General features: G+C 47.8%; 20 protein-coding genes. 10 read left to right on the top strand and 10 right to left on the bottom strand.

What is annotated here, in order from left to right:
- Window positions 1–76: 76 nt before the first annotated feature.
- Genes L6468_RS08430 through L6468_RS08415 form a run of 4 tightly spaced genes read left to right on the top strand, consistent with a single transcriptional unit; the run spans window position 77 to window position 4,882 of the window.
- Window positions 77–1,198, top strand: coding sequence for an MORN repeat-containing protein (locus L6468_RS08430; protein WP_371836500.1), 1,122 nt, complete (start codon window positions 77–79; stop codon window positions 1,196–1,198).
- Window positions 1,199–1,230: 32 nt separating this feature from the next.
- Window positions 1,231–1,677, top strand: coding sequence for a NanQ anomerase/TabA/YiaL family protein (locus L6468_RS08425; RefSeq protein ID WP_091819121.1), 447 nt, complete (start codon window positions 1,231–1,233; stop codon window positions 1,675–1,677).
- 5 nt (window positions 1,678–1,682) lie between these two features.
- On the top strand, window positions 1,683–3,722 hold the full coding sequence (locus L6468_RS08420) for an alpha amylase C-terminal domain-containing protein (protein ID WP_237792912.1): 2,040 nt from the start codon (window positions 1,683–1,685) through the stop codon (window positions 3,720–3,722).
- Window positions 3,722–4,882 carry a DUF6057 family protein gene (locus tag L6468_RS08415; protein ID WP_091819123.1) on the top strand — a complete coding sequence of 387 codons (1,161 nt, stop codon included), beginning with the start codon at window positions 3,722–3,724 and terminating at the stop codon, window positions 4,880–4,882. The genes L6468_RS08420 and L6468_RS08415 overlap by 1 nt, the downstream gene beginning before the upstream one ends.
- Window positions 4,883–4,957: 75 nt before the next feature.
- On the opposite strand, the gene L6468_RS08410 is transcribed toward L6468_RS08415, so the two are convergent.
- From L6468_RS08410 to L6468_RS08380, 7 genes are all read right to left on the bottom strand, one after another.
- A complete protein-coding gene (locus tag L6468_RS08410; protein ID WP_091819124.1) occupies window positions 4,958–5,392 on the bottom strand; it encodes a biotin/lipoyl-containing protein in 435 nt (144 codons plus the stop codon).
- 12 nt (window positions 5,393–5,404) lie between these two features.
- The gene (locus L6468_RS08405; RefSeq protein ID WP_176756998.1) at window positions 5,405–5,557 is read right to left on the bottom strand and encodes a hypothetical protein; all 153 of its coding nucleotides are present in this window, start codon (window positions 5,555–5,557) and stop codon (window positions 5,405–5,407) included.
- Window positions 5,558–5,590: 33 nt separating this feature from the next.
- Window positions 5,591–7,156 (bottom strand): acyl-CoA carboxylase subunit beta, encoded by a 1,566-nt coding sequence (locus L6468_RS08400; protein WP_091819125.1) that lies wholly within the window; start codon window positions 7,154–7,156, stop codon window positions 5,591–5,593.
- A gap of 40 nt (window positions 7,157–7,196) precedes the next feature.
- Window positions 7,197–7,607, bottom strand: a complete 411-nt coding sequence (mce, locus tag L6468_RS08395) for a methylmalonyl-CoA epimerase (RefSeq protein ID WP_091819126.1) — start codon at window positions 7,605–7,607, stop codon at window positions 7,197–7,199.
- 147 nt (window positions 7,608–7,754) lie between these two features.
- Window positions 7,755–9,842, bottom strand: a complete 2,088-nt coding sequence (locus tag L6468_RS08390) for a DUF4842 domain-containing protein (RefSeq protein ID WP_237792911.1) — start codon at window positions 9,840–9,842, stop codon at window positions 7,755–7,757.
- 119 nt (window positions 9,843–9,961) lie between these two features.
- Window positions 9,962–12,337 (bottom strand): TonB-dependent receptor, encoded by a 2,376-nt coding sequence (locus L6468_RS08385; protein WP_237792910.1) that lies wholly within the window; start codon window positions 12,335–12,337, stop codon window positions 9,962–9,964.
- Window positions 12,338–12,374: 37 nt separating this feature from the next.
- The gene (locus L6468_RS08380; RefSeq protein WP_237792909.1) at window positions 12,375–13,358 is read right to left on the bottom strand and encodes a GNAT family N-acetyltransferase; all 984 of its coding nucleotides are present in this window, start codon (window positions 13,356–13,358) and stop codon (window positions 12,375–12,377) included.
- Window positions 13,359–13,447: 89 nt separating this feature from the next.
- On the opposite strand from L6468_RS08380, the gene L6468_RS08375 reads away from it, so the two are divergent.
- From L6468_RS08375 to L6468_RS08360, 4 genes are read left to right on the top strand one after another with little or no spacing between them, the layout of a single operon-like run.
- Window positions 13,448–13,975 carry a nitroreductase family protein gene (locus tag L6468_RS08375; RefSeq protein WP_237792908.1) on the top strand — a complete coding sequence of 176 codons (528 nt, stop codon included), beginning with the start codon at window positions 13,448–13,450 and terminating at the stop codon, window positions 13,973–13,975.
- Window positions 13,975–14,751, top strand: coding sequence for a Rossmann-like and DUF2520 domain-containing protein (locus L6468_RS08370; RefSeq protein WP_237792907.1), 777 nt, complete (start codon window positions 13,975–13,977; stop codon window positions 14,749–14,751). Before L6468_RS08375 ends, L6468_RS08370 begins: the two co-directional genes overlap by 1 nt.
- The gene (locus L6468_RS08365) at window positions 14,744–15,262 is read left to right on the top strand and encodes a KdsC family phosphatase (protein ID WP_237792906.1); all 519 of its coding nucleotides are present in this window, start codon (window positions 14,744–14,746) and stop codon (window positions 15,260–15,262) included. The genes L6468_RS08370 and L6468_RS08365 overlap by 8 nt, the downstream gene beginning before the upstream one ends.
- A complete protein-coding gene (locus L6468_RS08360) occupies window positions 15,256–15,846 on the top strand; it encodes a Maf-like protein (protein WP_237792905.1) in 591 nt (196 codons plus the stop codon). The genes L6468_RS08365 and L6468_RS08360 overlap by 7 nt, the downstream gene beginning before the upstream one ends.
- 38 nt (window positions 15,847–15,884) lie before the next feature.
- On the opposite strand, the gene L6468_RS08355 is transcribed toward L6468_RS08360, so the two are convergent.
- Window positions 15,885–16,694 carry a hypothetical protein gene (locus tag L6468_RS08355; protein WP_091819134.1) on the bottom strand — a complete coding sequence of 270 codons (810 nt, stop codon included), beginning with the start codon at window positions 16,692–16,694 and terminating at the stop codon, window positions 15,885–15,887.
- 149 nt (window positions 16,695–16,843) lie between these two features.
- Here L6468_RS08355 and L6468_RS08350 point away from each other — a divergent pair, with 149 nt between their 5' ends.
- Window positions 16,844–18,115 carry a replication-associated recombination protein A gene (locus L6468_RS08350; protein ID WP_237792904.1) on the top strand — a complete coding sequence of 424 codons (1,272 nt, stop codon included), beginning with the start codon at window positions 16,844–16,846 and terminating at the stop codon, window positions 18,113–18,115.
- Between the two features lie 14 nt (window positions 18,116–18,129).
- Here L6468_RS08350 and L6468_RS08345 read toward each other — a convergent pair whose 3' ends face one another.
- A complete protein-coding gene (locus L6468_RS08345) occupies window positions 18,130–19,791 on the bottom strand; it encodes an ATP-binding protein (protein WP_237792903.1) in 1,662 nt (553 codons plus the stop codon).
- A gap of 112 nt (window positions 19,792–19,903) precedes the next feature.
- Here L6468_RS08345 and L6468_RS08340 point away from each other — a divergent pair, with 112 nt between their 5' ends.
- On the top strand, window positions 19,904–20,536 hold the full coding sequence (locus L6468_RS08340) for a trimeric intracellular cation channel family protein (RefSeq protein ID WP_237796663.1): 633 nt from the start codon (window positions 19,904–19,906) through the stop codon (window positions 20,534–20,536).
- Window positions 20,537–20,586: 50 nt separating this feature from the next.
- On the opposite strand, the gene L6468_RS14755 is transcribed toward L6468_RS08340, so the two are convergent.
- Window positions 20,587–25,416, bottom strand: a complete 4,830-nt coding sequence (locus tag L6468_RS14755; RefSeq protein ID WP_348535105.1) for a glycoside hydrolase family 88 protein — start codon at window positions 25,414–25,416, stop codon at window positions 20,587–20,589.
- Window positions 25,417–25,465: the final 49 nt, after the last annotated feature.

Genomic DNA, 25,465 nt, shown 5'->3' with positions numbered 1-25,465 from the left:
TTCTTAGTTTCAAAAAAGGGAAATTCTTGCCTGTTTACACTTTTTTTTGTACTTTTGGAGTGAAAAATTGAAAACAATGAAATTGACATCATATATTTTATCGCTTACACTACTTACTATGCCTCTCTCTCTGTCTGCCCAGAAAATCTCGTTGGGTACATGTACAACAAAAGACGGAGGTGAATATAACGGAGAGATGGCTGCAGGAAAACCACACGGCAAAGGAAAAACGGTGTGGAAGAACGGAAATCTTTATGAAGGTGAATATGTAAAAGGAAAACGCGAAGGTCATGGCATTTATACTTTCACGGATGGAGAACGCTATGAAGGGCAATGGATGCAGGACCATCAGCATGGTCAGGGTACATATTATTTCCAGAATAATAATAAATATGTAGGTCTCTGGTTTAAGGACTACCAGCAGGGCTATGGTGAAATGTACTATTTCAATGGCGACACCTATAAGGGTAACTGGCATGAAGATAAGCGTAATGGCAAAGGAAAATATGTCTATGCCAGTGGAGCTTATTATAACGGAGACTGGAAAGATGACAAAAAAGAAGGCCGTGGCTTCCATGATTGGGCTGATGGCTCAACCTATGATGGTGAATGGAAAAATAATATGCGTTCCGGTAAGGGCGTGTTTAAATATGCCAGCGGTGACGTCTATGTAGGCCAATGGCAGAATGATTTGCAGCATGGCAAGGGCGTCTATCGTTTCCAGAATGGTGATATCTTTGAGGGTGACTATGTGAATGGTCAGCGTACAGGTAATGGTATCGTGAAATTTGCTAATGGCGACCGTTATAACGGACAGTTCCTGAAAGGTGATAAAAATGGACAAGGCACCTTCCTGTGGGCAAATGGTAATTCGTATTCTGGACAGTGGAAAAATGACCAGCCGAATGGTCGTGGAAAACTGACGACCAAGGCTGGTGACGTTGTGGAAGGACAATTTAAAAACGGACAGCCTGAAGGAGAGTGTATCGGTCATCTGGCCGATGGCTCTAAATTTAAGGCCCAGTATAAGAATGGACAGCGTCATGGTGCTGCCATCGAAGAAGATAAGGACGGTAAGCGTATTGAGTGCCACTATGAGAATGGTAAACGTGAAGGAGCGTTTGTCGAGAAAGACCGTAACGGCGCAATTGTTGCCCAGGGTACTTATAGCAACGGTTATCGTAAAATAGAAAAATAGACTATCAATAAACCACTTTAAAACTATATGTTATGATTATTGACACGCTTGACAATTTGGGCAAATACGTAGGATTAAATCCTTTGTTTGCTGATGTGGTAGAGTTCCTGAAGAAGAACGACCTAAACACGATGGAGGCTGGTAAATATCCTATTAAGGATAAGGACCTCTTTGTCAATATCACTACGGCTAAGGGCAAAGCACCCGATGAGGCCGTGTTGGAGACTCATGTCAAGATGATAGACATTCAGATTCCTATTGATGGACCTGAGACCTATGGCTATACACCATTGTGCAGACTGCCAGAACAGGAATATAATGCAGAAAAGGATATCACAAAATACCCTGACCTCATGGCAGAAAGTTTTATTGACTGTCAACCAGGTATGTTTGCGGTATTTTTCCCTCAAGACGGTCATGCACCGTGTATCTCAATGGCACCAGAGATTAAAAAAGCGATATTCAAGGTTAAAGCTTAATTCCTATGGCAGCAAAGAAAAAAGAGGAGGTGCAGCCTAAGCATATTGGCCTCGTACAGAACGATTCATGGTTAGAGCCTTTTGAAGATGCAATCCGTGGACGCCATGAGCATGCTGTGTGGAAACTGAATCAGTTGACACGCAATGGTAAAACGTCGTTGAAAGACTTCGCATCTGGTCATCTTTATTTTGGATTACATAAGCAGTTGCGTGGGTGGGTGTTCCGTGAGTGGGCCCCTAATGCCACGGAAATCTATCTGATAGGTGATTTTAATGACTGGAAGGAAGATGAAAAATATAAGTGCAAGCGTATAGCCGGAACTGGAAACTGGGAACTGAAATTACGTGAACGTGACCTGAAACACGGACAACTATACAAAATGAAGGTGAAGTGGGATGGAGGAGAAGGTGAGCGTATTCCTGCATGGTGCACCCGCGTGGTTCAGGATGAGACAACGAATATTTTCTCTGCCCAAGTATGGAACCCAGCCAAAAAGTATGATTTCAAGAAGAGAAACTTCAAGCCAAAGAAGAGTCCGTTACTTATCTACGAATGTCATGTAGGTATGGGACAGGATGCTGAGAAGGTTGGATCGTATAATGAGTTCCGCGAGAACGTGCTACCGCGTGTCATCAAGGATGGCTATAACTGCATCCAGGTGATGGCTATTCAAGAGCATCCATATTATGGGTCATTCGGTTATCATGTTTCTTCATTCTTCGCACCTAGTAGTCGTTTTGGTACGCCAGAAGAGTTGAAACAACTCATTGATGAGGCACATAAGAATGGTGTTGCTGTCATCATGGATATCGTACATTCTCATGCGGTGAAGAACGAGGTGGAAGGTTTGGGAAATCTGGCTGGAGATCCTAATCAGTTCTTCTATCCCGGTGATCGTCATGAGCATCCAGCATGGGATTCACTTTGTTTCGATTATGGTAAGGATGAGGTGATGCATTTCCTGCTCTCCAACTGTCGTTACTGGTTAGAGGAATACCAGTTTGATGGCTTCCGTTTTGATGGAGTTACCTCTATGCTGTACTATAGCCATGGACTGGGAGAAGCCTTCTGTAGCTATTCTGATTATTTCAATGGTCATGAGGATGATAATGCCATCTGTTACCTGACATTGGCAAATAAATTGATTCATGAGGTAAATCCGAATGCTATCACGATAGCAGAAGAGGTGAGTGGTATGCCTGGCCTGGCTGCAAGGTTTGAAGATGGAGGCTATGGTTTTGATTATCGTATGGCTATGAATATTCCTGATTATTGGATTAAGACCATTAAGGAACAGCCGGATGAGAACTGGAAACCAAGCAGCATTTTCTGGGAAGTAAAGAACCGTCGTCCTGATGAGAAAACGATATCTTATTGTGAGAGTCATGATCAGGCATTGGTTGGTGATAAGACGATCATCTTCCGTCTCATAGATGCCGACATGTATTGGCATTTCGCCAAGAAGGACGTTAATGGCGTGGCTGAGAGAGGTATTGCTCTGCATAAAATGATCCGTTTGGTGACGTTGGGTACAATCAATGGTGGTTACCTGAACTTTATGGGTAATGAGTTTGGTCACCCGGAATGGATTGACTTCCCACGTGAGGGAAATGGCTGGTCGTACAAATACGCGCGTCGCCAGTGGAGTCTTGTGGATAATAAGGACTTGTGTTATCACTGGTTGGGTGATTTTGACCGTGAGATGATAAAAGTGGTGAAGAGTGTACGCAACTTCCAGGATAAACCCGTGGTAGAGATATGGCACAATGACGGTGATCAGATTCTTGCCTTTATGCGTGGTGACTTGCTGTTCGTGTTTAACTTCTCACCCACACAGTCTTTTACAGACTATGGATTCCTTGTGCCAACCGGCAGCTACGACGTTGTGCTGAATACTGATTCGAAAGATTTCGGTGGCTTTGGTTTTGCTGACGATACTGTGACGCATTTCACGAACTATGATCCTCTGTATGTCAACGACCGCAAGGAGTGGCTTAAACTTTATATACCTGCCCGTTCGGCAGTAGTTCTTAAGAAGAACTAATGAGAAACAGATATAATTACAAAGAACAAGGCACCATCACCCACAAGGTGATGTGTGCTGTTTGTTTTCTTATATTCTCATTCTTGTGGCTATATGAGTTTCAGACTGATATATTAACTATAGCCCAGCATGTGTTGAGTCAAGGTGTGACGCATTATAATAGGACTGTCGGTGCTATTCTGATAACGATAGTGCTATATATCTTGCAGAGATGTATTGCTAACTTTACGAAACTGTCACGCAGATCGTATGCCTTGACATATTTTCCTTCAATGCTGATATTGGCCGTGGTCTCGGATGTTAATCAGGACATTGACCAGCATTTTTCTTTTGGTGCCTGGGTTTGGGTATTCCCATTCCTGTTGTTGATTTGGGGTGTTTGCGTATGGTTCGCACGTCAGGCAATGTCGTATAGTCTTGATGAGGGACAGTATGGTACAGTATTCTCTGCCAGGAAGTTCTGGCTGAATTTACTTCAGATGACAGTTATGATGCTGGGTGTTGTACTGGTAGGTAATACTAACGCCGTCTTTCATTATAGCACTCATATGGAAGTAGCTCTGATGAATGATGATGTGGATGAAGCCTTGAGGGTAGGGAATCGTTCGTTGGAAACAAATGAACGTCTCACCATGTTACGTGCCTATGCCTTGTCAAAAAAAGGAAAATTGGCAGACGGATTATTTGGTTATCCTGTGAAGGGAACTAGCGAGACGCTATTGCCCATGCAATTGAAACCACAGTTGATGCCGGAAGACTCTATATGGAAACATCTGGGGGCGCGTTGTGCAAAGACCGTGAATTCAGAGTTCTATTATGAGAGAATGGAGCGTGACACATTAGGTACTTCCGCAATGGCTGACTATAGGCTGTGTGGATATCTCATGAATCGCGATTTGAATTCTTTTGTGCGTGTTTTGCCGAGATACTATGAGGTGTCTGATTCTGTGGCTCTGCCACGACATTACAAAGAGGCTTTGGTGCTTTATCAGCATTTAACGGCTCATCCTCTGATAGTCTATCATGATGCTGTCTTGGCAGAAGACTGGAATAATCTACAACAACTGAAAGTAAAATATTCCAAAGAGCCCGAGCGAAGATACCGTATCTTTGATAATTATCAAAAGTCGTATTGGTATTATTACTATTATCGAAATTGAAATAATGGACTATAAAAGAAGAGGAATGGAAACGAATCCATTCCTCTTACTTTTTAGATATTTCAATGATGGGTCTTACTCGATAACAACCAAAGCGTCATCTTCCATCACACTTTCACCAATCTTCACGCATACGGCAGTGACCTTACCAGCCTTCTCGGCCTGCAGGTTATTTGCCATCTTCATGGCTTCAAGTACGACAATAGTATCGCCAACCTGAACTTCGTCGCCTACGGCAACCTTGATGTCTGTGATAACACCAGGCAGGGGAGCCTTGACGGCATTGTTCTTGTTTACAGCTGCTTTATTGGTTGCAGGTTCGTCAGAAGTGCTTGCAGCAGCTGCTGCAGGCTTACCAAGCACGGGCTTTTTCTTCTCGGGCTCAGCTTCTTTCTCCATTTCAACCTTATACTCTTCGCCATTGACGGTGACGGTAACGATGTTTTCCTCAATATCGCCTACGGCAACCTCGTATTTCGTTCCGTTGATAGTATACTTGTATTCTTTCATTTCATTAATGATTTAGGGACGTGCTGTCATTGTCTGGGCATAGCCGTTCCATTGTGTAGAGCGCTCCGCAATCGTGATGATGCCGGTCTCCACATCATGGACGTTATTTCCCAAATGCTCATGAAGAGCCATTGCTATGGCAGCATAGACTTCATTTTGCTTCATAACTAAAATTTCTTTTACTTCTTAACTCCTCGTTTACATAGGAATATTTCCGTGCTTCTTGGCAGGCAGGGCATCACGCTTGGTTGCGAGCTGGGCTAAGCCACGGCAGATGCGGAAACGGGTGTTGCGAGGCTCGATAACATCATCGATGTATCCGAACTTAGCAGCCTGATAGGGATTTGCAAAGAGTTCGTTGTACTCTTCTTCCTTCTCAGCGATGAATGCCTTAACATCCTCACCTGCTTCCTTCTTGGCTTTAGCTTCCTTAGCATAGAGAACTGCTGCAGCACCACTGGCACCCATCACGGCAATCTCTGCAGAAGGCCATGCATAGTTCAGGTCGGTGTGGAGTTGCTTAGAACCCATCACGATGTGTGAACCACCGTATGACTTACGCAGGGTGACAGTAATCTTGGGTACTGTGGCTTCGCCATAGGCATAGAGCAACTGTGCTCCGTGGAGGATAACTGCGTTATACTCCTGACCAGTACCGGGCAAGAATCCGGGAACGTCAACGAAACTAACAATAGGAATATTGAAAGCGTCGCAGAAACGTACGAAACGGGCACCCTTACGGCTGGCGTTTACATCGAGAACACCTGCGTAGCATGAAGGCTGGTTGGCTACGATACCAACGCTCTGACCGTTGAAACGAGCGAAACCAACGATGATGTTCTTGGCAAATTTAGGCTGAACCTCGAAGAACTCGCCATTGTCGACAACGGCACCGATTACCTTATACATGTCGTAAGCCTCGTTGGGATTCTCAGGGATAATCTCGTTCAGAGAGTCCTCCATACGATTGATGGGGTCGTCGCACTTCTTGCGAGGAGCCACCTCCATGTTGTTAGAAGGAATGTATGAAAGCAGGGTCTTAATCATCTGCATACCCTCTTCCTCAGTCTTGGCTGTGAAGTGGGTTACACCTGACTTGGTAGCGTGAACGCTGGCACCACCCAGATGCTCCTGGTCAATATCTTCACCGGTAACGGTCTTTACAACCTTAGGACCAGTGAGGAACATGTATGAGGTGCCTTCCATCATCAGGGTGAAGTCTGTCAGGGCAGGGCTGTAAACAGAACCACCTGCGCAAGGACCAAAGATACCGCTAATCTGGGGAATAACACCAGAGGCCAGAATGTTACGCTCGAAAATCTCTGCGAAACCAGCCAAAGAGTTTATACCTTCCTGAATACGTGCACCACCTGAGTCGTTGATGCCGATAACAGGGGCACCCATCTTCATGGCCATATCCATTACCTTACAGATCTTCTGGCTCATGGTCTCACTAAGAGAACCAGCATGAACGGTGAAATCCTGGGCAAAAACGAAGACCAGACGGCCATCAATTGTACCACTACCTGCTACTACACCATCGCCAAGGAACTGTTTCTTCTCCATGCCGAAATTGTGGCAACGGTGCTCCTTGAACATGTCGTATTCCTCGAAAGAACCTTCATCGAGGAGCATCTCTATGCGCTCGCGGGCTGTGTATTTACCACGCTCGTGCTGTTTCTGAATCGCTTTTTCACCACCACCGAGACGGGCCTGTTCGCGCTTCTCGATGAGTTGCTTGATTTTTTCTAATTGTTTTGACATTTCGTTGTTACGTTATTTCGTTATTACGATGTTACAATATTTATTCCGGATGTTCACAGAGTTCTGTCAATATACCGCAGGTGCTCTTTGGGTGAAGGAATGCTATGTTTAAACCTTCTGCACCCTTACGGGGCTTCTCGTCAATAAGACGAACGCCCTTTTCGCTGACTTCAGCCAATGAGTTTGCTACGCCATCCTCAATGCAGAAAGCCACATGATGGACACCTTTGTTGCCTTTGTCAAGCCACTTTTGAATAGTGCTTTCGGGGCTTGTGGGCTCCAATAGTTCAAGTTTCACCTCGCCACACTTTAAGAAGGCAGTTTTCACTTTCTGGTCTTCTACAACTTCTGTAGCGTAACACTCCAAGCCCAGCACATCCGTAAAGAATGGCAGGCTTTCTTCGATGCTCTGGACAGCAATGCCCAAATGCTCAATGTGTGAAATCTTCATACTTTATAAAGTTTAAACTTAAATGTGGTGCAAAGGTACAAAAGATATGTGAGATTGCCTTACCTTTTTTGGCTTTTTTATAAGAAAAAAGAGATTATTGCCAGAAACCCGGCAATAATCTCTTAAAGAGGTATATTTCTATAATAATTATTCTGCTGTGCTGAACATATCAGGATAGAGACGGTTCTCAACACCATTCAGATACCAGTCTGTGGCCTCGTTGCGGTTCTGTGCCCATTTTACAAAATCAGGATATGCGCTGATGATGCTACATCTCTCTATGGGATAGCGGAAGTTCAGAGGAACGATGATTGCATAAGGAGGCTCACTTTCCTTTGGCATTGTAATGGTCTTTCCTGTGGTGCGGTTATAAACGGAAACTGTCTTCAGGAAGTCTTCAACGCTGATATTCTTGTCGATATTGAATACTTCTGAAACTGGTGTGAAGTACTTCTCGCCCTTTACTGTGTTAATAAAACCTTCACCGGGGGTTACGCCAAAGAACTTATGCACTTCTTTCTTGCCCAAACGCTGTGTGTTCTGCAGACCCTTGATTTCCAATTCATCGTTAGCACCACATGCTATCAGAGTGATTTCAATCTGCTCATCGTTGAGACGGATACCACGGAGAACAACGTCATTCATGTCGTAGTCAGCTGTCTCAGGCTCATCCTCGAAGCACATGACATATGAGGCAGCTTGTGGTTCGATAGGATCATAATTGAGTTCAACACCACTATTGATTTCGAGAATCATGTCACTGAAGTTACAGTCTGAACCGTCCTCAAAGCACAAGAATGTCTTTTTGTTTGCACTGAAGATTCCAATACGAGGGCTGTCCCAAGTCATACCGTCAGTTGTTAGACCGTAGTTGGTCGTGGTTTTGCTTGATATTTTTTCTTCATCGTTTTCGTACCAAACCTTTATTGACTGCTGACTAACCTCCTTGGATAGTGCAGAGAAATAGTGACCAACGAGGTGGTTGCTTTCCTTGTTCAGGGGACCGAAGCCGTAGGTACAACCATTAATAGCTAATTTAATCGTCTCATCCTTGGTCTTTTGATTCATGAAACCAATCAAATAGCCCTTGGGGATGCTGAGACTAGCGATGGCTGTATTGCCACTTGCAATGGCATTGTCGCCATAATAGGGAAGGAGGTACTCTTTGTCATTATGATAGGCTCCATTATCTCCCTTGTAGCCGTTGATAGCTTTGAACTTAGGCAATGCCTTGATAAATTCAGCCAACTGCTCGTCAGTCTTTCCAACCAGTTCTTCTGGCTTGAAATAGTAATAATAGATAGCATTGTAGTTACCTTCTGTGGTGTTCATCTGGAGGGGAACAATTGTCAGAGGATTACCATCGCTGACGAAGTGGTTTTTATACTCTTTGAAATAGTTGGTACCTTCAACAATACTCTTCCAGTTGTTGTTTTTACCACCATTATCATCCTTTTTGGGAAGATAATATCTCACCAACCACTGAATGGTGGTTAGGTCTTCTTTTTGATTAGGATTTGTTCTGTAAATATTTCCATCCTTAATGGTCCAACCATTGCTTCCTGCTGCAACATCCACGGGAGCCCACAGATAGTCATTCAGCCAAGAGTCGTTGTTCCATTCTGTGTATTTCCAATAATTTCCAGTACCATTGTCCTTTTCATTTGCAGCGAAGTAGCCTTTTTCTTTTGAAGCTTCTGCACGCAAGGCATTGACAGATTTCTTAGGCTGTCCCAATATAATAGCACTGGCAGCGGGGAATCCGTTTGTAGCTTCACTTGCTCTGTTCATGCGTGCGTTAGCAGGTTCAGTAAAACTAACCTCACTATCGTTAACAGAGAATACCTTGACATAATAGGTTTTGTCTTTGCTAATGCATGCGGCAAACAATGTGTCATAAACGTTTGGTGCGTCGTAAACAAGTTTAACTTTCTGTCCCTTGCTGACGTTTGCCTCGTTTAATACAAAAGCATTGCTGTTGCTGAAAGGAGACTCAGTCAGGATCTGCACCTTCTCAATGTCTTTCAGATCAGCATCGGCTGTAACGATGATAGAACCCTGGGTAATTGAACTCCAGTCCTGGCTGGGGTCAATTTCACCAAATAACTCTTTCGCATTCTCAGAGACGGCATTCTTGTCAAGAGGAATGTTGACGTTCATGTCGTCATCATGATTCATACAATTGACAAACAGCAAAGATGCGGCTGTCATTAGGACTAAATGTAGCTTTTTCATATTGGTGTAAAATTATTTGCCGAATAAATCTATATTTTTAATGATTATATGCTGCAAAGGTAGTAAATTGTTCGACAAACGGTGTGTTTTTGTGCTTAATTTATAAAAAATTAACAGTATTAGAAGTTGATGATGATTTTTCCGTTTATTTGTCTACCTGTTAAATAGTTAGGCACAGCCCATTGCCTATTGGTGACATCAGTTACCCAATAGTAGCTGTTAACGTTGGAAATGCCGAAGAGATTAAGGCAATCAATGCCTAACCAAATATTTTTTAAGAAGGATTTGTTTGTCGTGTTTTTGGAATCATAAGCCAGATAGCTCATACCAATATCTGCACGCTTGTAGGCTGGCGCACGGAAGTTCTGACCCTCCAGTCCTCTGTGGGGTGCACCAAAGGGTAGGCCATCAGCATAGGCTAGCTTGAGCGTCATTTTCCATCGTTCCGTGCCAGGGAAATAATCGGTGAAATGCAGGTTTAGTGCATAGCGTTGATCAGTAGGCATCGATATCCATTGCCCATTCATCTTCTGTTGGGTGCGCATCAATGAGAGTGATATCCAAGAGTCTGTACCTGGTACAAATTCACCGTAGAGCTTGAAGTCGAGACCTGCAGCATAGCCAGAACAGAGATTCTCACCGTAATAGGTGATTTTTACGTTTTGTACGTTGTAGGGAATCAGGTTTGACAATGCCTTGTAATAGGCCTCTGCTGTGAACTTGAATGGACGCTCGTTCATGCGGAAACGGTAGTCCATGGCTGCAAAAAACTGTAGGGAGCGCTGGCTCTTGATATTTTTGTTGAGCTTGACAACTGTAATGCCTGCTGTGGTTGTCGTGTCGCGCATCTCTTTATAGAATGGAGCCTGATAGTAGAGGCCTGCAGCAAAACGATAAGTCAGGTCCTGATTGAAAGCCGGCACGATAGCCAGTGAGACTCGGGGGGATAACAGCGTCTCTTTATTGTAGGACCAATGGGTGAATCTGACACCATAGTTCAGCGTGTAATGCGTGTCATTACGATGCCAACGAAGGATGTCCTGAATATATCCCTCTGTACGGGTGGACTTGATATCGTTTTTTGATGAGAGCGTGTAAATCATATCCAGACGATTGGCGGTGTGAGGAATGGAATACCCGCTGGAGTCGCGCATTTCGTATTCACGACTTTGTTCCTTGATATGTTCCCATTTATATGTCAGACCAGCTTCCACGTCATGCTGACGGAAACGGCGGTTATATATCAACTTTAAACTTTGCACGTTGGCTGTGAGGTAGTTACGTGCATGTTCAGCATAAGTGCCAACGCCAAGCTGATCGCTGCTCTGTGCATCGTTCAGCCAGTATTGTCCTTGGATATCATAGCATTCCTGTTCTTTGGTGTGGAATGCAGACCAAAGTAACTTGATATGTGTAGAATCACCCAGGTGGCGAGTGATACCTGCCGTACCGAAAATCGTGCGGAAGATATCTTTCTCCTGACCATCGAAATATACTTTGAATGATTTTGCATCTTCCATCGTTCCGAAAGACGTCTCGCGGTCTTTAGGCTTGAAGTCGTAATGGTTTTCGGAGATATTTCCTAATAACTCCAATGTCCAACTGCGATTGGGGGTATAGGTGATATACGTCTGATAATCAAGTTGGTTCGGACGATATTCTCCAGTGGTTTCCAAAGAGCCCAACAGGTATCGGTTGGTTTTGTAGCGCAGACCGTGGCTCATGGAAAATTTCTTGTTGCTCATACCCACATAGCCGCTTCCACCAAGTAGTGATGCTGTTGCCGACGCCTCGAAAGCTTTTGGACGTTTATAAGTGATATCGAGTGCGCTGGACATCTTGTCGCCGTATTTTGCAGAAAAGCCACCACTTGAGAATCCAATCTTCTCAACCATATCGGGATTGATGACAGAAAGACCTTCCTGCTGCCCGCTCCGGATGAGTAGTGGACGGTATACTTCTACATTATTGATATAAACAGAGTTCTCATCAAATGAGCCACCGCGCACGTTGTATTGACTGGATAATTCGTTATGAGTAGATACGCCTGCCTGTTGTTGTATTAGTTCCTCTACAGCATTGCCTGTGGTTGATGGCATCGCCTGGATATCCTTGATGTCCAGTTGTTCCATCTGCTCTGTCTGTCGGCGCTTTTGTGTAATCACCACCTCGTTGAGTTCATCCAGTCCGTGCAGTTGTATGAGGAGTGTCTGCGTGGTTTTGGGGTTACGCAGGACGCGGATGCGAGGTTTATAGCCAATCATTGAGAATTTCACCACAACAGAATCGGCCGATTGTAATTTTACCTGGAATTCACCTTTCAGGTTCGTCATCGTCACCGTAGCTTGTTCTACACATGACACAGTTGCCAGCTCCAGGGCGTTTCCATCCTCATCGGTTACTTTTCCCTTTAAGGTGAACGACTGGGCCATAGCACATAAGCCTGTCATGATGATGACAGACAAAAGCATGAATCGTTTGGTGAATTGTTTCATCAAAAATAATAACGCAAGAATTATGCTTTTATTATTTTTAGTCGCGATAAAACCACGAAAGCAGACTGTTTATCCACCCAATAGTGCAATGGAACCATCGGTAGCTGCTGGCGGGCTTTCCTCCGAAACGGAGCAGGAATTCGCGAAAGGCATTCTTGCGGAAAGGCAGTCCTACATCCATGAAATAGATATGCTCATAGCCTTTGGAGTAGGAATCCTTGATGGCATGCCAGATGGTGATGTCGGCAGGGTGAAGGAATGCAAAAGTCTTACGTCTGTAAGCCGAATACCATAGATAAGCCTGGTTCTCACTATAGACTAAAGCAGAACAACCGATAATGTGTCCGTGATAACGGGTGACATACAAACATCCGTTTTCGCTTTCGTGTAATCCCCGGAAAAACTCATCGGCAGGGATATATCGCTTGGGCTTCAGTCTGTTATGTCGTCTCATGAGTTTCATGAATGAGATGAAATCCTCCTCAGATTTTACCTCGTCGGTGATGACACCTCGTTCATAGGAAGACTTGATATGACGCAGTAAGCGGTCGTTGATACGTTCCTCTGGCGTTCGTGAATGCAGGGAGTTGTGTATGCTGTTCCAGCGTACCGGGAAGAAATGGCGTTCGCGTAACTGTTTATATGCAAACATCTTACTGCTCAGGTGGCTCACCTCAATATACAGCGTCCATCTGCCAATCTTAGCCGTGAGTTGTTCCAGCATCATACCAAAGAGTTCTGCTCGCTGTTCGGCATAGTCAGAATCGTATACCCCTTCACCAAGTATCATGCAGTGGCGATATAAATAAGGAGGAATCCATGAGGCACGATAGCGAATCAATGCTAACATCTGGGCAATAATCACATGATCCCCAGTCTCGACAGTTACCATGTAAGGCTTCAGCCGGGGTGTGTTCTTTGCCAACAGGAAATACTGTCTGCTATGAAAGATGTTTTCTTCATGCAGTCCCTTTGGCAGATGACTTGGGTTTGTGTAGATGTTAATGGTTAGCTCGCTCATCGGGCGCAAAAATACAAAATCTTTCTTAAAAAGCGTGCGTTTTTGTGGGAAATTGTTACCTTTGCATGAAAAATATATAGAAATAGACTATGACTGACTTTAAGACTCTGGCGCAGATGCGCCGTTCGCATCGCAAGTTTACCGAACAGGAAATTGATGGCGATGACGTGAAACTGATTCTCCGTGCCGCCTTGATGTCGCCCACTTCAAAAGGACAGCGTGCCTGGCAATTTGTGGTAGTTGACAATAAGGCTGACCTTGAAAAGCTGTCTGACGCTAAGGATATGGGTGGACAACTTATAAAAGGAGCCTCGCTGGCTATCGTTGTGCTGGGTGACCCTATGCAGAACGATTGTTGGGTAGAGGATGGTTCTATTGCTGCTATCTCTATGCAGTATCAGGCAGAGGAACTGGGACTTGGTTCTTGTTGGGTGCAGATGCGTGGTCGTGGACTGAGTGACGGCACAAGTGCAGATACCGTGATTCGTGGTATCCTTGATATTCCCGAGAATTATAACGTATTGTGCGTCATAGCCTTTGGTCATAAGGCCGATGAGCGTCAGCCCCAGAATGAGGATAAACTGAAGTGGGAAAACGTACATATTGACAAGTTCTGATGGAAATCGTATTTGTAGGGGCTGGTCGTGTGGCAACACATCTTGCTAAGGCGTTGTATGCCGGTGGACACCGTATTACGGCTGTTTACAGTCGCACAATTACCTCTGCAGAAGCATTGGCAGGCGAGGTTCATGCGACACCGTCGAATCGTATTGATGCCTTGCCTGAAAAGGCCGATGTCTTTATCCTGTCTGTGAAGGATTCCGTCTTAAAGGATGTCATCTCAGAACTCAGGAAGGGTAGGGAACAGCAGGTTTTTCTTCATACAGCGGGTTCTATTCCCATGAGTGTCTTTGGTGAACACCAGCATTGTGGCGTGTTTTATCCTATGCAGACATTCTCAAAGGAAAAGGCTGTCGATTTTTCGCGCGTACATATATTTATTGAAGGTCGTGATGCCGGTACATTGGATTTGGCCCGGAAAGTTGCCCAGACGCTGAGTGCCAATGTGCATGAGCTCAACAGTTCTGAGCGCCGTTATCTGCATCTGGCTGCAGTTTTCGCCTGCAATTTTGCCAATCATTGCTATGCCCTTTCCGCTCAGATCCTGGAGGCCCACGGACTTCCTTTCGAGTCTATGCTTCCGTTGATAAGAGAGACTGCAGAGAAGGTGGAGACTGTTCACCCGCGTGAGGCTCAGACTGGACCAGCTGCGCGTCGTGATGAAAATGTGATGGACGCCCAGAAAGCCCTTCTTGCCGACAATCCTCAGATGCAGCAGATATATGATATCATGAGTAAAAGCATTATTGAAACATTGAATTCTAATGATTAATTACGATTTGAAAAAGATACGTGCCGTGATATTTGATATCGACGGTGTGCTATCGGCAGAAACAATCACGTTGGGCACCGATGGATGGCCGCTCCGTACGGTGAACATCAAGGATGGCTATGCCATTCAGCTGGCTGTGAAGATGGGACTTCATATCGCCATTATGACTGGTGCCAATGTGGAGTCTGTGCGAGTGCGCTATGAGGCACTTGGCGTGCAGGATATTTATATAGGATGCTCTGTAAAGATCAAGACCTACGAGGCTTTCCTTGAGAAATACCATCTGAAGGAGGAAGAGGTGATGTATATGGGTGATGATATCCCCGATCTGGAAGTCATGCGCCGTGTAGGCTGCCCGGTTTGTCCTAAGGATGCCTGTACGGAGGTCAAGGATGTGAGCCTCTATGTGAGTCAGCGTGATGGAGGCTACGGTTGTGGCCGTGATGTGGTAGAGCAGGTGCTGCGTGCCCAGGGAAAATGGTTGAAGGACGAAAAAGCGTTTGGATGGTAATGTTTGAGAATCTGAAGAATTATCATATCATTCTGGCCAGTAATTCGCCACGCAGACGGGAGTTACTGGGAGGGTTGGGGATTCCTTTCGAAGTAAAGGTGCTGCCTGATATCGAAGAGTCTTATCCTGACGACCTGCCTGTTAGTCAGATAGCAGAGTATATCTCCACGGAGAAGGCCGCCGCTTATCGTGAGCTGATGGCTGATCACGATTTGATTATTACTGCCGATACCGTGGTCATCGCATGTGATGAAGTGATGGGAAAACCTGTGGATGCCGATGATGCCCGCAGGATGCTGAAGAAACTCAGTGGCGTCACGCATCAGGTGACAACGGGCGTCTGTCTGACCACCAAGACTCGTCAGCATCATTTCTCTGTGACTACCGATGTGACCTTTAAAACGCTTACTGACGAGGAAATCAACCATTATATTGAGGTGTATAAGCCCTATGATAAAGCCGGTGCCTATGGTATTCAGGAGTGGATAGGCTATGTGGGTGTCACCAGTATCCACGGCAGTTATTTCAATGTGATGGGACTTCCCGTACAACGTATCTATAATGAATTAGCCACCTTCATTTGAAGATGGCTAATTTATTTTTCTGCTTATTCTGTCAGGGATTACTCGTCTCCGTAGTCAGACAAGTTCTCGGCTTCCTCATCAGGATCACCGCTTCCTAAGTCCATCATCGTTGAGTAGTTGTCCTCTGTGATATCATCATCGTTGGGACCCTCAATCTCCACATCGTCCTCATCGGGCTTGTTGTAGTTGTCCTCAATGATTACATCTGCATCGTCGTCCTCATCCTCATCGCTACTGAATGAGTTGAACTTCATGCGTGGCTTCTCGCTCTCGGGCTTCACCTTCGCAAAGATGGCCTCTATCCAGGAACCCTTTGCTACTTCCAGCACCTCAAAACCATCGGCTACCTTTTTCTCGTACAATCCGCCCTTCTTGTGCAGACGGTCTTTGGGCAGCGTGGTTGTAGAGATGTCAAAGCCACTCTCAATGATGTCCTTGATGCTCTGTGACAGAGAATCCCATCCGCCACCGAAGTTACGGTCCAGCACCTCAATAAGCTTAGCAGCCGTGATATGACGGATATTCTCGTAGGTCAGGTCTGTGACGCGCATGATGGGGCGCTTCTTGATGGCCCATGTGATTTTCTGGTCACCATCCAGTTTTACCTGTGCTACCTTGTATCCCAGCTTCTCATATTTTGCCTGTATGAGTTTTGAGTCGCCAGGCACTTCCTCAATCATGAAGGCCGAGCGGATAATATCTACGAAATGACGATAGTTTTCCTTAACCTCTACATCCTTGTCGGCACCTTCCCACATACGGAAGATATCATTCTCCTGGATGTCCCACACTGTGCTTTTCGTTAGCGTCTTCAGTGTCAGCGCTTTCTTCTCTGCTTGCTGTTCCATACTTCTTTATTTTCTTGTTTTTCTAGTTTCACACCGCAAAGATACAATAAAAAATCGATATACAAGGAATTTGTCGAAAAAAAAGTAAAAATAAAAGCGTGATAATCCTTTGCGGTTCGCTCCTTTTTTCGTAATTTTGCAAACAGATTATGTCAGAACCTTTAGCAGAAAGACTCAGGCCGCGCTCGCTGGATGACTATATTGGTCAGCAACACCTGGTAGGCGAGGGGGCTGTGCTCCGACGAATGATTGACTCGGGGCGCATCTCGTCATTTATCCTTTGGGGACCTCCGGGTGTGGGTAAAACTACATTGGCGCAGATTATTGCCAATAAGTTAGAGACGCCCTTTTATACGCTCTCGGCCGTGACCAGTGGTGTGAAGGATGTGCGCGACGTGATAGAGAAGGCGCAAAAGGGACGTTTCTTCAACGAGGCGTCACCTATTTTATTTATAGACGAGATTCATCGTTTCTCAAAGTCGCAGCAGGATTCCCTGTTGGGCGCTGTGGAGCGGGGCATCGTGACGCTGATAGGCGCTACAACGGAGAACCCCTCGTTTGAGGTGATACGTCCGTTGCTGTCACGTTGCCAGCTGTATGTACTGAAGTCGCTGGAAAAGGATGACCTGCTTAAATTGCTGGAACGTGCCATCACGAAGGACCTCATCCTGAAGGAGCGCCATATAGAACTGAAGGAGACCGATGCATTGCTGCGCTATAGTGGTGGTGATGCGCGTAAACTGCTGAACATCCTGGAGCTGGTGGTAGAGTCGGAGAGTGGTGATGTCGTTGTTACTGACGAACTCGTAGTGGCCCGCCTTCAACAGAATCCGCTGGCATACGACAAGGATGGTGAGATGCACTACGATATCATCTCTGCTTTTATCAAGAGTATCCGGGGTAGCGACCCCGATGCAGCCCTCTATTGGATGGCCCGTATGATAGAAGGTGGTGAGGATCCGCAGTTTATTGCACGGCGAATGGTGATTTCGGCTTCCGAGGATATTGGTCTGGCTAACCCTAATGCCCTGCTGTTGGCTAATGCCGCTTTCGATACGGTGATGAAGATTGGATGGCCCGAGGCCCGTATTGCCCTGGCTGAGTGTGCTGTCTATCTGGCTACGTCGCCCAAGAGCAACTCGGCCTATCTGGGTATTGATGCTGCCCTGGCATTGGTGCGTGAGACGGGCAACCAACCTGTTCCCCTGCCTATCCGCAATGCGCCTACGCAGTTGATGAAAGAACTGGGCTATCACGATGGGTATAAGTATCCGCATGATTATCCCGGACATTTTACCCCCCAGCAGTATATGCCTGACGAACTGGTTGATAAGCGTCTGTGGCACGGACAGCATAATCCTGCCGAGGAAAAGCTCTACCAGCGCATGGTGAACTATTGGGGTAAACGCTTTGAGGAATAACCCATAGCTTTTTCTTATTTCAAAGGCAGCGTGATGATGAAACGTGCACCCGTGGTGTATGTTTCGTCTAACCGTATGTTGCCACCCATCTGTTCTACAGCCGTCTGGCAGAGCGTCAGACCAAGGCCCAGACCTTCTGAGAATTCATTGGGCTTGAAGAATTTCGTGAATATTTTTGGCCTGTACTCTTCAGGGATACCTTGTCCCGTGTCCGTGACGCTGAAACAAACCGTTGCCTCATCCGGCTGATAGCAACCCAATGTGATGCTGCCGCTTGGAGTGAACTGATCGGCGTTAGAGAGCAACTCATGCAGCACCTTCAGTATAACTATCTTATCGGTGAGGATGAGCAGCGAGTCTGGCACAGTTGTCTCCACGTCTACCTTTACCGTATCCTGGTGTGTGAAGCTGACCCTGCGAATCGCTTCACGGCAGAGGTTGTTGCACGATACAAAGTCTTGCTTCTCAATACTGTGTCGGCTCTCCTGGATAGAGAGGTCAATGAGTTTGGTGATGATAGCCGTGATGACGTCAGTATTCTTCATCATCTGTCCTACCATCATCTTTATCTCGTCCTTCGGCAGCGTCTCATAGTCATTGTTGATAACCTGTGCAAATCCCGTCACGATATTGAGTGGTGTACGTATCTGGTGTGTCATATTCTGGATGAATGCCGACTTCATACGGTCTGACTCTAGAGCTTTCTCACGTGCGATGACCAGTTCCTCGTTGCGTTGCTTCAATTCCTGGTTACCCTTCTCGAGCACGATGTTGGCCTTTTCCAACTGTTTGCGCGACATGCTGTAGATGACGTTGATGATGATCAGAGCCAGAATGGCAATGCCGCCCAACAAATACCATACCCACGAAGGGATACGGATACCGCCAAAGGTAGACTTGATGGTATATACCTCATCCGTCACACCTTCCATCTCCATCTTCAGCAGTTCGCGGTCTATGAAGTGGATCAGTTGCTTGCTATGGCTCACGTAGCAATATTCGCGTGGAGGCAATGAGATGTCGTCAGTAAGCAGGTTGTCAAAATGATGAAGGTCTATGAGATAACGTGCCTGATAGCGGTAGCAGATAACCGCGTCATACTTACCCTTTACCAGGTCGCACATGGCCTGGTCCAGATTGGTCACGCTAAACTTCACCGCACCCTCGCTGGTCAGCAGTTCACCTACGGGACGTGAGTTCATGTAGGCAATACGCTTTCCCTCCAGGTTGCGGAAGTCAAAACGCTCATCGTCACTTTTCTTCGGGTACACCACCTGATAATAGAGACGGAACACGGCACGTGAGTAGTTGGTGCTGTCCTTGCGATAGGGCGAGTAGATCATCATGCCGAGGTCCACATTACCATGAATGATATCTGGTGCTACGTTCTTCCACGAATTGGGATGGTATGTAAAGGGAATGCCCAGACGCTTCATCAGCAAGCCCGTGAACTCTACGTCAAAACCTTGTGGCGTGCCGTTCTCGTCCACAAATTCCAGTGGGGCATAGTCGGCATCGATACTGAAGATAAGCGGATTCTGCCGGTCAAAGCCCAAATGGGTAGCCAATGGTGACGGTTGCATCATCTCGTCATCATCGCTACTGCACGCCATGAGGAGTGTACATGTAATAAGGGCTAGCAGCCAGTAGTTTTTTAGTTTTAAACCTTGCTTCATAGAATAAAGGTCAGGTTTTTAGTTCTGATTCTCGGTGCAAATATAATAAAAAAAATAAAAATGAAGAAAAAAATAGAGAAAAATTGTACCTTTGTAGTCAAATTTCAATATGATGAACCAGGATATCATTATAAAAGTTATTGAGTTACTGGGTACATTTGCCTTTGCTATCTCAGGAATTCGTCATGCCGCAGCCAAGCACTTCGACTGGTTCGGTGGCTATGTGTGTGGTATTGCCGTTGCTATTGGTGGCGGTACGATACGTGATGTGATACTCGACGTACCCATCTTCTGGATGACCACACCTATTTATATGATATGTACGGCGGTGGCATTGCTCACCGTTGCTTTTATGAGCAAGTGGATGGAACCGTTGAAGAATGCGTGGTTCGTGTTTGATACCTTTGGACTGGCCCTCTTCACGATAGCCGGTATCCAGCGTAGTCTTGATGCCGGACAGGCCTTCTGGGTGGCTATCATCATGGGTTGTATCACGGGTGCTGCCGGAGGTGTGATTCGTGATGTGCTGCTGAACAATGAACCCGTCATCTTCCACAAGGAAATCTATGCGATGGCCTGCGTCGTCGGTGGCCTGGCCTATTGGGGCGGTATCGAACTAGGCGTGCCTGTGGGAATCACGGCTGTGGTGAGTTTCGTGGTGACGTGCCTGATACGTTTCCTGGCCGTGCGCTACCATATATCGCTACCCATTCTGCAGGGCGAAGAAAAAAGCGACGGGGATTAAGTTTCCCCGTCGCTTTTTCTTGTCTGTTTTTTTATCCCATTCCTGGTATCTTACTGCATGCGCTGCAGGTTCTCCCAGCGTACATTCCATGTGCCGTCTTGTGGGAAACCGGGATTGAACGGGTTCTCGCATCCGTCCCATCCGGCACACATCATGGCGACAGCCGAGAGGAGGGCGCCATTGCCAGGCAGGTAGAGACGCAGACGGTCTGAGGTCTGGAAGTTGTGCCCGTTCTTCAGGTATGTATTCTTCTGTGTATCGATGAGCAGCGCCTTCAGGGCCGTCTCGGGCTGACCTAGGCGGGCAGCAGTCATGGCCACCATACCGTAGTCCCATCCCCAGGTCGTAGCCCAGTTCCAGTTCTGCATCACGTCGTCGAGTGTGGCTTTCATCACCTTCTCTGAATAGAGAGGATTAACGTCGGATACGGGCAACATGCCGCAGGCACCCAGCACGGCTGGATGGTCGTTGCGGCATTTCTCTGTGAAGGTCTCTGTGGCAACCGTTGGCTTGGCACCACTGGCCACCGCATCGAAGGGGTCGAAACTTGTCAGGTTATCCGTCTTGCCCTTGGGCAGGCCAGCCGTGTAGATACCTTTCTGAACGGGCAGGGCTGTCAGGCGCCTGATGATATCATCCCATTGCTTGTTGCGCTCTATGCCCTGACGCTCACGCCACAGGTTGGCCACGCTGAGGCCGTACTGCCAATAAGCCAGTTCGAAAGGATGGTTATAGGAGAAATCCTTAGACATGCTCTCCTGCATGGCCGTAGCCCCTTGCAGGAAGTACTTCCTGGTCTTGGCATCACGACTGACGAAATCGGCCATGAATGCAGCTGTTTCCTCCACCTGCTTACCGTATTTTATCAGCGTCTCCTGACTGGGATTGGCGCGATACATCTCCTCAGCCATATATATATAATGTGGCTGTTGCCAGATCAGGAACGACCCCGTGTTTGAAGGAGCCTCACCAGCCCAGGGGTCGGTCATCTTCATCCAGCGTACACCTTTGAATCCCTGACGCCCAGCAATCTTCCTGGCTACGGGATAAGCCGTGGTGTTATACCATTTCAGCACCGTCTCCAGCGTCTTCGGACGGTTCCAGAGCGAGAAGTCCACCATGTGCCACCACGTCATCTCCAGATGCGGACGTCCGAACCATGAGTTGTAGGTCAGTCCTGTCTCCTGAGGCGGCATATTGTTGGCACAGTTCACCTGCGTGAGATATTGCGAGAGCACCACGCGGCGCTCCAGCTCCTTAGCACGAGGGTCGCTGCATTCCGAGAAATCCACGATAGCCCCCTCGTTCCACCAGCGGTTCCACGCCTTGAGCACACTCTTGAGTTCCTGGTCATAGACGATGACGGGCTCTGGGATGTAGTTCCCGTATTTGTCTTTCTTCGTTGTGGCGTCGGCCAGGTATTCTGCCTTGATTGTCAGCACATCATCCGACGTGGTCAGCACATAGTCGTGTTCGGCCATACGTACGAGTTCACCCTTGCCAGCCCAGTTGAGCTTCAGGTAATAGCGCACAGAGTCGAGCGTGTGCTCAATGATGGCTGCATGGCCGTCGCTGATGATGATGCGCGACTGGTGACGCTCTGGTTTGGTGAGGTCGGCAGCCGCATCGGCATGCTTGCCGGTGGGATAGGGCATACGGATACGGATCCTGGCGCGCCCGTCTTTCAGCATGGCCGACTTGATGCGGTAAATCACGGCATCCTTGTCCTGCAGGGCGGCAGTCGTCACCTCCACGGGCTCGTTGTCGGCACGGAAAGAGGACTCAATGACACCATCGTAGAGCTTCAGCTCCTGACGGATATACGACAGGTCGTTCAGCGTAATCTCCTTGCCGTTGCCGTCCTTCATGTCGAGTCCTATGATGCCCAGGTTCAGACGATGAGGGTTCACGCGGAAATACTCGGTGGCCTGCTTGTGGCGACCATCCTCTGCCTTCTTGTATTCTACGGCATAGACCTCCTTGTGACCATGGCCCAGATCAAATTCTTTCTCACTTTCAGATGGTTTCAGGAGGCCGGTGTTAGGAAATGAGTGCCATCCCCAGTCCGACATCGCCGTCAGGGGCACACCAGCCTCATAATCAAAAGGGAAACTCTGCAGACCCGTCACGTCCACCGTGGTGGCAAAATGTCCGTTACCTACGGTGAGCGAAGCCAAGGGGTCGGCCTTGGTAATCACGGGGTTGTTGCGTCCTGTCACGGCCTGCCTGCTGATAGGCTTCATCACGTTCCCCGTGGTGAATCCCATCTGCTCCATCTCCAGACTGGCCCAGATAAACGGACCCAGACCCTTTGCGTCGTTGTCGCGGATCTGCTCAGAGAGATAATAGTTGTACGACCCGTCGCGACGCTTGTTCTCCTTGACATTTGCCTTGGGGTTGATGCGCTTCAGGGCAGCCTCCACCTCGGCGCTGACGCCAGGCCCCAGTCCTGCCACCGAACAGCAGTTGGTCAGCGAGATGGTCTCGTCGTCGTTGACCTTGATGAAGTTATTGATGATGCCACGATAGGCCTTGATGCCAGCATCGCGGTATTTGGTGCCTACATAGCCCTTGCGGTATGCCTTCAGGAGGGCGTAGGTAAACATTGCCGAACAGGTGCTCTCCAGGTAGTTTCCCTCGCGGGCAGGAGAATCCATCACCTGATACCACACGCCCGATTTCTTATCCTGCCATTTCAGGATGGCGTCTAAATCCTTCTGCAGCAGTTCTATGAGTTCGCCGCGGCGCTGATAGTCGGCAGGCACGGCATCCAGCACCTCGATGAGTGCCATCGTGTACCAGCCCTGCGCGCGTCCCCAGCAATGCTGACTCAGCCCCGTCTCCTTGTCGGCCCAGAACATGTTCCTGTTCTCATCATAGGCATGGCGGTTCAGACCGGTCTTGGGGTCGAGCGTACGGTTATATGTAATCGTGAGCTGGTCCACGGCATCGTCGTAGATGCTCGTCACGGACTTAGCATTCCGTTCCGTGATGGGAGCTGTCAGACAACGGTAGGGCAGTCCCATGAAGATACCGTCGAGCCATACCTGGTAGGCATAGATAGCCTTGTGCCAGTACACCTTGTCCACCACCGTGCGGGGCTGGTTCTGCAACTGCTTCATCAGCGTCTGCATGGCGATGAGGTTTTTCTGTTCGGGCAACTGCTGGTACATGCGCGTCACGAAATGACCTGTGCGGATATTGTCCAGGTTATAATCCAGGATGTTGTATCCGCGAATCTCACCCTTCTCGTTAATCATCGTGTCGGTGTAGAGCTTGCAATAGTCAAAGATGTCCTGACCGCCGTAGCGCAGGTAGGTGTCGAGCATGCTCTCCAGCTCGATGCCCATCACGTAGCTCCATTTCGGACGTGTGGAGAAATCCAGCAGGTACGACTTCGGATAGCGCTTCATCTCCGAGCGAGTCATCCATTCCGAGTAGTGCTCGTAGGGCATTTTGGTGAGCGACAGTCCGCCGTTCACGTAGAGCTTGTCGAAGGTGATGTTGCGGGTCTTGCCGGTGATGGTGTTACCCTGCTGCACACCGTTGAACCGACAGTTCCTCACGGTGATATCGTTGACGAACGTGTCCTCTTCCAGTCCGATGATCTGAACACCGTAGCGCGACTTCTCGCAGGTGACATTCTCCATCAGTACATTGCGCACCGTGGGGTAGTTGCCGCGGCAGCAAATCTCGTTGTGCTCGTAGTCCAGGTTGATTTTCAGCACACTCTCGCCGCACTGGCCCACCGTGATATTCTTCACGAAGATATCCTCGATGATGCCGCCTCGGCACGAGTTGGTCTTGATGCGCAGCACACGGTCCAGATTGGGCGAGTCCATCACGCAGTCGTGGGCAAAGATATTCTTCGCGCCGCCGCTGATCTCCGAACCGATAACCACGCCGCCGTGTCCGTTCTTCATCTCACAGTTGCGGATGATGATATTCTGTGAAGGCATGGCACGCTCACGTCCGTCGCGGTTGCGTCCGCTCTTGATGGCTATACAGTCGTCGCCCGTGTTGAAGAAGCAGTTCTCTATCATCACGCGGTCGCATGACTCAGGGTCGCATCCGTCGCCGTTAGGACCGTCGTTGTTGATATGCACGCCGCGCACGGTGATATCCTGCGATTTCAGGGGGTGAATCACCCAGAAAGGTGAGTCGAGCAGGGTGACGTCCTCGATGAGGATGCGCTGACACTGAGTGAAGTTGACCAGCTGTGGGCGCAGACCATCCTTCGGTCCGAAGGTGCGCTCCTTCGTGCGCTTACCCTTCTCGTCGGTCATCGGCACGCCGTCCTCGCCATTCTTCAGCAGTCGTGGACGGGCCTCGTGCTTCTGGGCAATCATGCCGGGCTTCCATCCGAAGCGCTCAGCACCGCACCAGGGCCACCATGTCTGCTTCGAACCGCCACCGTCAATGGTGCCCTTACCCGTGATGGCAATGTCGGTCTGCTGGAAGGCATAGATGCAGGGCGACAGGTTGTAGCAGTCCAGTCCCTCCCACGAGGTCTCCACGATGGGGTAGAGTTCGGGCTGGAAGACAAACTTCAGCACGGCACCTTCCTCGACGACCAGGTTTACGTGACTCTTCAGGTGAATGGCACCCGTCTGGAATGTCATGCCTGCGGGAACGACGACGCGTCCGCCACCTTTCTTCGAGCATTTGTCAATGGCCTTCTGGATAGCCTTCTGGTTGTCGGCAGCGCTGTTGCCAGGCTTGGCGCCATTCTTGGTAATCAGCACCGTGGCCTTGCCAATCTGTGGCTGCTGGATGCTCTTCTCAATCTCCTGGTACTTCTGCTCGTCCCATCCGATGGCCATACACATAGCGGGCATCAGCAGGCAGAGCAGCGTGATGATTAATTGTTTTCTGTTCATTTTAATAGATAGTTTCATAATGTGTGCAAAGGTACGAAATAAAACTGAT

Origin of the sequence: Prevotella communis, from assembly GCF_022024115.1 — a bacterium.
Lineage (GTDB): Bacteria > Bacteroidota > Bacteroidia > Bacteroidales > Bacteroidaceae > Prevotella > Prevotella communis.
This window is presented reverse-complemented; position numbering and strand designations above follow the sequence as displayed.